Raw genomic sequence first — 7,925 nt, forward strand, 5'->3', positions numbered from 1 at the left:
TTTTCTTTTTTTAAAAGAGAAAAAGCGAAGTTTATTTGTCATGCCCAAAATCTGCTTTGGTTTAGACAACTTACGTTTTAATTTCCAATTCATTTGATTTTGGTGCTTGACATATTACCACTGGGCTTATAGTCAAATTTATTCTAGTATAAAAATACCATATTATGGGCTGCAGAAAAGACATTTTAATTAAAGACATCAACATTTTGCATTACTCAAAAGAAAACAACAATCATTTAATCAGTCTTTATCAACATTTTCCTTACTTCTCAAAACCGAATTTACACTATTTGTTAATTTTTCATCTATAATGTGCTAATAGTGAAGAAGGTCCAGTAATTGTTAGATTCTCATTTTTAGCTCAATTTGTTTGTTAGGATAAAAGTTATTCCCTACTAAAGGCTCAATAATAATCCCCTGTTCTTTTAACCACATGATTTCGTCGTAAGCGCTCATATTATTTCCAACATCGTCAAAACCCGAATTAGCACTTACTGTTTGTCCCCCTATAATAATTGATACAACAATACAAATCGCTAACATCCATTTCATCTAAATTTCCTCACTTTAATCCCGATAATTGATTAAGCCCCTCTCCAATAAAGAGAAGGGCTTTAAAATTACTGTTTATTCTTCAGTTTTTCTAAAAGCCGTTTCGCTTTATCCTTCTGCTTTTGAGTTTCTTCTTCCAAGATAACAAAGGATTTAAATGATCCATCAAGTCCGAAGGTGACCTCGATAATATCCCCTTCCCTGACCCCATTTAATAAACCCTTTTGAATTACTTTTTCAACTTTCTCATCATCTCTAAGAAGAAGTACAGCACTATTTCCTTCAAAACGATCAACAGTAAATTTATTTATATTCACTTACCTTCACGCCTTCCGTATTATAAAGCTCTGCCTCATCTCCATCATTATTCCAAATGTATGAACCAGTCCATTTTAGATAAGTTGGTGGCTGATCCTTAGCACTTGGTCCAGAAGTTATATAAACGGTAGCACCGGCTGCTAGTGAATAGTCTGAGGGGAAAGTGTATGTCTGTTTTCCAACAACACTTACTAATTTCCATCCAGTTAGTTCTACAGCACTAGTACCATTGTTTTTAATAGTAACTACTTCTGTATCGAGGTTCACATTAGTAATTACTACTCCCTGTTCTATTGGAGTTTTAGGCACTTGCCAAGGATCATCAGAGACTTCATATGTGGTTCCGTTAGTAGTAATAATAATATCTCCAGATTGCATAGTTGAGTAAATCTGTGCACCTGCTTGAGCTAGACGATTAACTACAACATCGTGTGGGTGTCCATAACTATTTTCCCCGACAGAGATTACAGCAATTTCTGGTTTCAATACATTAACAAATGATTGTGATGTACCTGTATCAGAACCATGGTGACTTACCTTTAGTACATCTACTTGCCCAAGTCCCGATACAATCATGGATTCTTCTACTTCAGTACCAGCATCACCGGTAAATAGGAATGAAGCATCCTTATATCTTAATTCAAGTACCACTGAGGCATCATTATTATCTGCAGCAGAACTGTCAGCATGTACGACTTTAATTGCCACAGAAGGGTCTAGGCTAATACTGCTTCCCTTTTTGGCAACTTCAAACGGAATATTTTTCTCATCAATTAGAGATAAGTATTCAAGATAAGTTTCAGTTGTATGTTCTTTTCCGCTATCGAGCACTTTTTTAACAGTTACTTGTTGTAATACATCGATCAAACCACCAATATGATCTGCATCTGGATGAGTAGCGACAAGTAAGTCAATGGACGACACCCCAGCTTGTTTTAAATAAGAAACCACTATCTCTCCAGCGGTACGCTTACCGCCATCAATAAGAATAGTCTTTCCGTTTGGAAGTTCGATTAAAGAACTGTCACCTTGGCCCACGTCAATAAAATGAACTTTTAGTTCACCAGTTCCAGTTTTAAAATCATCATTTAGTGTCCTCGCTAGGAATGCTGTAAACTGTACTCTGTTTATTTCAGTATTTGGCTGGAAGGTTGTTTCTGTAACACCATAAGTTATATGGTTAGCTGCAAGTGCTTGAACATAACTGTAAGCCCAATGATTGGTTGGAACGTCTGTAAACTTCTTATCACTAATTCCTTTTAGATCAAACGCTTTGGCTAATATGCTAGCCATTTCAGCTCTTGTAACAAATTTACCTGGGTCAAATTTGTCAGTTTTTATTACATCCGTAAATAACCCTTCATGAATTAACGTAGCAACCAAAGTATAATACTTGTTTCCTTGCTTAATATCTGAAAGACCTGGATCGATTGACACTTCAGGGTATTGTTTTGCCCTTTGAATCATCATTGCAATTTGAATACGTGTTAGTTTTTCATTAGGTTTAAACTGACCATTTGGGAATCCATAGATAATCTCTTTTCCTACTAGATAATCAATCTCATTTTTTGCCCAATGGTTAGATGGTATGTCACTGAACTTTGTTGCAGCTCCTACTGGGGTTATTAAAAAACTTAAAAACATAAATATAGCCGTTAATAATACAAAGACCTTTTTCACTTCTTTAATTCCTCCCCTGTTCTAATAAAGGAAATTATACCATAATTTTCATATTAAGGGTACAATTCCCTAACAAGAATGTAATCATATAAAATAAGCTCTTAAGTTACAGAAGGATATAAGGAGAGAAAAGATCTAAAATAGATATTATCAAATTGATATGAACCCATTTTTATATAGCATTCTTTAAATTACTAACTTATTTAAGGAATTTTTACTGCCGGATATCTGTTATTGATATTGGGGCTCTGGATTTAACATGAGGAGCATTTCAATAGCGGACATATTTGGAAGGTAATCTAAAAAGCTTTTAGCTTGATTGTATAAAGAAAAAGAAAATGCTTGCAACTCGTAAATTATTTCATAGCTTTTTTTGTTTTTTTCTTTTTGTAGTCGGTACAAGCGAATTACAATATCATTAGACATACGATTCAGGTTTTGGGACATTATTAGGATTCCCATCTCTTGATGAATTGGACTTATGATTGTTGAATATACTTCCATTTCATCTAGAAATTCTTTTGGAATTAAAACATTAAAATTTTTCTTATTCATTGCCATTCCTCCTTTTTAAAATTACTTTTCGACAAAATTGATTAGTTTTCCTGCAAAAAAGGAATATTTTTGTAATAATTTGAAAATACTTTTTAGTCCTCTTTTTTACTGGTAAAAATATTCGAAGCTTATAGTAATAACTTTAACCTACTAATTAATAACACCTTTTTTATACAGGTAATCTAAAACATCATGAAGCTTTTTCTTGTCAATATTGATCTTTTCCCAATCATAATGATCAAGACGATTCCGAAAACGTTCTTCCCAATTAATTTCTTTATGATTGTCTCTTAATCCGAATATTGCCACTGTTGTCCCTCCTATTTGTTTTATATTTTTACAAAAATCTTAAGATTATTCATTTGGACCATAGTTTTTATTAGTTTTTTAAAATTTGGTTTTCCTATTTCTGATGTAATTTTCTGAAACCATAAGTCATATTTCGTTTTCAATCGTATTGCTTCTTTAATATTTTTAGAAGTCTCTCTATGTGATTACCTTTATACATAGATAAAGTAACCTATCTAATGACTTCATATTAGACAGGTTACTTTTTCGATTACATCTATTACATTTGTGAGTATGAACTATATATAAGGTTGATCAGGAAGGTCAGAGTTTAAATAAAATAATTCTCTAACTGTTTTAATTGCCTTATTAAGTTCCATTAAGTAATGTTTCACAGCAAAGTTCCCCTTTTAATTTGTTAACAAAAAAACTAATAGGATATTAACCCATAAATTGGAATTAATAGTTAAAAGAAAACCTCAAGATTACAGTCCGCAATTGCCTTCTGTAATTTCTTGAGGTTATTCTTTGCTTTATTCACTAGTTTTTTCCTAGCTTATAAAGAATCGTTATGTTTTATTAGTTAACAGTTGCAGTATCTGTTGCAGTCACTGCGTTACCTGAAGCATCTGCTGCATCATTATAAGTTACTGTAATTGTACCTGTAGCAGGTGTCCAATCAGTACCTAAAGTGATAGTACCAGTGAAAACTCCAGTATCAGCACCAGTTTCTGTTACTGTTAAAGTGTGTGAGCCAGTTGCTGAGTCAGTTAAAGCTACTGTAGCAGTTTGTGCTGTTGCTGCATCAGTATTTAAGTCAGCGTCGGTTAATGTAACAGTCACAGCAGCTGTAGAAGTGTAAGTTGTATTATCAAAAGCTACTGTACCTGTAACTGTAGTTGGAGCAGGTGCTGATACTGATGTAAAGTTAATAGTAGTAGCTAAGTCTGATACTGAGTTACCATCAGTATCTTTAATAGCATACTTTTGAGTCACTTTAAGACCAGTCTTAAGTGTATTACCAGTTTCAGCAGGTGAAACAGTTAATACAACTTTTTTCTTGTCAGTAGTATCAACAGTAGCATTATCTACGTCAAAACCTTGAACTTCAAAGCTTAAAGTAGATAGAGTCTTACCATCGATTTCTTCAGTGAAGTTAAGAACAACTGTATCGTTATCAATTGCTTCTACGTTTGCAACGTCTTTACCTGCAGCATTCTTCTTAAGAGCCAATGCTGGAGCAACCGCATCTTTAACTTCATAATCAGTAAGTTCAAGTTTTGATCCGAAAGCATTTACTGTTTGAACATCTGCTTGGTCGCGTGTAGAAACTTTAATTCCACTAACATCAGTTGAGATTTTTCCACTTAATGAGAAAGTAACAACTGTAGTTGCACCAGAATCATCAACAGTCGCACCTGATACTACAACACCACTAGGAAGACCAGTAAATACAAAATCATTGTAGTTAAATTTAGATACTTTATCTGCCAATGTTACAACGATTTTGTCTGTAGCAGTTGCTTTTGCAGATTTCGCACCAAATGTAGTTTGTTTATCAATAGCTACTGTACCAGAGAAATCTACAGTCTTGTTACCAGCTGCATCAGCAACTTGTGCGATTTGTAAAGATTTGTTAGGTGCAGTATCAGAAGATAGGTCGATACCAGCGTCAGCTTTATTAATATCAATTTTTACACTTCTGTTGTTGTCAAGTGCAGTGATTTTAACGCCTTTGCTTACATTTAGTGATTTCCATTCTGCACCAACTTTAACTTTGTATTTAGAAAGATCTAATACAGAGTTAGCACCACTTACTGACATTGGCTCTCCAAAGTTAATAACTAAGGATTCAACACTTGTATTATCGTTATAAAGAGTTGCTTTGAAATCAGCAAATGCCGGAGCTGTTTTATCTGCAACACTAAATGTTGTTGTTGATTTAACAGTTGCATTTCCAGCAAGGTCTTTAACTTTCTCAACTACTAATGAATGATCACCGTAGATATTTTCATCTAATGTAATAGTAACTACATTTTTGTCGTCTCCACCAAGTGTAGCAACATTGATGATATCTACTTCTTTACCATCTTTATCAAGAAGTACGTAGTTTGCTTCAGTTTCTGCTGATGTAGCATCTAATTCTTCACTAAATGTTACTTTAAGTTCATTTTGTTTAGATGCTTCAACTTTAGTAACTGTTGGAGCTGTTTCATCAACTGTTACTTCTACTGGCACACGAATTTGTTGTGCATTTTCGTTATCCCAAAGGTCACGAACTGTTTCTGCTTTAATGTATACATATGCAGTACCTTGTGGAAGCTTATAATCTTCAGAGAAAGTAAGAGTTACTTCTTTACCTTCAATTTTCACATTAGAAGCAGTATTTTTACTGTTTGTGTGATAGAAGTCAGTTACATCAACTGGATTCGAAATGGATTCGATATCTTCATTGAATACTAAAACTACTTTTGTAGGTGAAGCAGATTTTACAGAAGCAACATATGGAGCTTCTTTATCTGGTACTACATTAACTTTTACATCTTTAGCAACTACACTGTAACCAGCATAATCTTTTAAAGAGTTATCAACAGAAAGTGTATGTTCACCTTCAGAAAGTGTAGCATAGAATTCAACGTTGAATTCAGTATTGTTTTTAAGAGGCTTTACAGATTTAACAAAGTATTTGCCTTCATCAAGTTCAAAAGCAGCTTTTAGTTCTGCTTCATCTGTATAGTTAATCGGTTCAGAGAATTTTACTTTGATAGTATCGTTACCAACTACTGATGCACCAGCAACTTCTGGAATAACAATATCAAAGAATTCAATTTCTTTTGTATATTCTTCTCCAGTTACTACCTCATCAACAGTAATTGTTGCTTTACCTTGATTTTTAACTGCTGTTTTTAGTGTTAAAGTAACAACAGTATTGCTAGCAGCAGCACTTACTTCTGGTAATTCAGCATTTTCTACATCGATTTCATTGCCATTAGCATCTTCGAAAGTATAGTTAGCTGCATCTGTTGCTTCATCAAGATCAACATTACCAGCAAGTGTTACTTGAACTTGTTTAAGGTTAATCGCACTTACACTAACAACTTCTGGAGTTGCAGCTGGAAGTGTTTCAGCTCTGTGCAAGAAGATTGCTAGTTCTCCACGAGTAATTTGATCGTGAGTACCATAGCTAGTTTCTGTTTTACCAGAAGTAATTTTGTTTGCAACAAGTGCTTCTACTGCAGCTTCATATTGGCTAGCTACATCAGTAAATTTCAAATCAGCTTCACCAGTTAATTTGTAAGCTTTTTGAAGCCAGATAGCCATTTCTCCACGAGTTAGGGTGTCGTTAGCACCGAAAGTTGTAGCAGTTTTACCGCTAGTGATTCCAGCAGCTTTAAGTGCATTTGCAGCACCTTGAGCACGTGCAGGTACATCAGTAAAGCCCGCATCTGGAGCATTTGCTGTGTCAAGACCAAGAGCATTTGCTAACCATACAGCTGCGTCTGCACGAATGATGTTATCATAAGTGCCAAATGTGTCTGCATCTTTCCCAACTGTGATTTTATTGTCTACTAAATACTGTACAGCAGCTTCGTATTGACTAGGTACATCAGTAAATGGTGTAGCAGCTGCTGCTGGTGCAACTGCAGATGCTACTAAAGTAGCTGTAGCCGCAGTCGCGATGAACTTGCGATAAGACTTAGGTTGATAAGCCATGTTTTTTGTTTCCTCCCCTGTTTTGTATATCTTTTTTAATAAAACTGATGAATAATCACCAGTTATTAACGGGTTTGAGTTTCTCCATCCTATTCCCACAATCTGCAACCTAGATAGTTACCACAAAAAATTCCCTAAGATATGTAAAAAAATCTAAGTCTTGGATGTATTTGTGTGAGATTGGTAGAAATAGAATATTTAAACTCGTAATCTATTCTACCAAAGCATTAGGATTTTTCAACTGTTTTTTACAAATTTCTCAATTATGACACTGGAATTTTTTGCATCATTGGGAAAATAGTATGAAATTTTACGCCAAAATCGCGATTCTACTTTCCATTATAGAAAAATTCTTCCTTGTATATGACGTTAAGTTTACGAAAAAGTTTCACCTTTCCCATAAAATTTTTTTGTGTTACAGAGAGAGAATTTTCATGTAATAAAAAAACACCACCTTTCATTTATAGAAAGGTGGTGTCAGATTGAAGACAAAAGGCATTTGGGAATGTTTTTATTCCCAAATGCCTTTATGATTTTAAGAATTTTTCTCAGAATCCATCTTAGAAATGAGTGTGATTTGTCTATTATTCTTATTCTTTACGCCATTTTTGGACTTACCCAAGTCCAGTTGGCTAATTTCTTAAGATTTATGGCAGCAAACGTAAGCATCGCCTGCATGGACAATTTTTTGAGGCCTCTTAAAGTAGTCCATCGCATACCATGCTTTTCTTTTGCATCCGCAAAGACTCGTTCAATGGATTCTTTTCGACGTGCATATATTTCTTTTACTTCTTGTTTATGACGAAGGTGTTCGGCCT

The 7,925-nt window shown here is 34.4% G+C and carries 7 protein-coding genes; all 7 read right to left on the reverse strand.

The annotated features are described in order from the left end of the window. Positions 1-342: 342 nt before the first annotated feature. Entirely contained in the window at positions 343-552 is a 210-nt protein-coding gene (locus tag MLE14_RS21410; protein ID WP_243300436.1) for an S-layer homology domain-containing protein, read from the reverse strand. 68 nt (positions 553-620) lie between these two features. After that, positions 621-869 carry a DUF3006 domain-containing protein gene (locus tag MLE14_RS21415; RefSeq protein WP_243300437.1) on the reverse strand — a complete coding sequence of 83 codons (249 nt, stop codon included), beginning with the start codon at positions 867-869 and terminating at the stop codon, positions 621-623. Then, positions 856-2,550: an S-layer homology domain-containing protein gene (locus MLE14_RS21420; protein ID WP_243300438.1), complete on the reverse strand. Its 1,695-nt coding sequence runs from the start codon at positions 2,548-2,550 to the stop codon at positions 856-858. The genes MLE14_RS21415 and MLE14_RS21420 overlap by 14 nt, the downstream gene beginning before the upstream one ends. A 231-nt stretch (positions 2,551-2,781) precedes the next feature. After that, positions 2,782-3,105 (reverse strand): hypothetical protein, encoded by a 324-nt coding sequence (locus MLE14_RS21425; protein WP_243300439.1) that lies wholly within the window; start codon positions 3,103-3,105, stop codon positions 2,782-2,784. Positions 3,106-3,255: 150 nt separating this feature from the next. Next, entirely contained in the window at positions 3,256-3,414 is a 159-nt protein-coding gene (locus MLE14_RS21430; RefSeq protein WP_243300440.1) for a hypothetical protein, read from the reverse strand. Between the two features lie 558 nt (positions 3,415-3,972). After that, positions 3,973-7,107, reverse strand: coding sequence for an S-layer homology domain-containing protein (locus tag MLE14_RS21435; RefSeq protein WP_243300441.1), 3,135 nt, complete (start codon positions 7,105-7,107; stop codon positions 3,973-3,975). Between the two features lie 597 nt (positions 7,108-7,704). Then, positions 7,705-7,925 (reverse strand): transposase (locus tag MLE14_RS22820; protein ID WP_243298308.1); only part of this gene is annotated, 221 nt, incomplete at its 5' end.

Origin of the sequence: Bacillus litorisediminis, from assembly GCF_022808645.1 — a bacterium.
GTDB lineage: Bacteria > Bacillota > Bacilli > Bacillales > JC228 > Bacillus_BF > Bacillus_BF litorisediminis.

Coding starts and splice junctions, on each gene's coding strand:
- MLE14_RS21410 (WP_243300436.1), bottom strand. CDS start 552: ATGAAATGGATGTTAGCGATTTGTATTGTTGTATCAATTATTATAGGG.
- MLE14_RS21425 (WP_243300439.1), bottom strand. CDS start 3,105: ATGAATAAGAAAAATTTTAATGTTTTAATTCCAAAAGAATTTCTAGAT.
- MLE14_RS21435 (WP_243300441.1), bottom strand. CDS start 7,107: ATGGCTTATCAACCTAAGTCTTATCGCAAGTTCATCGCGACTGCGGCT.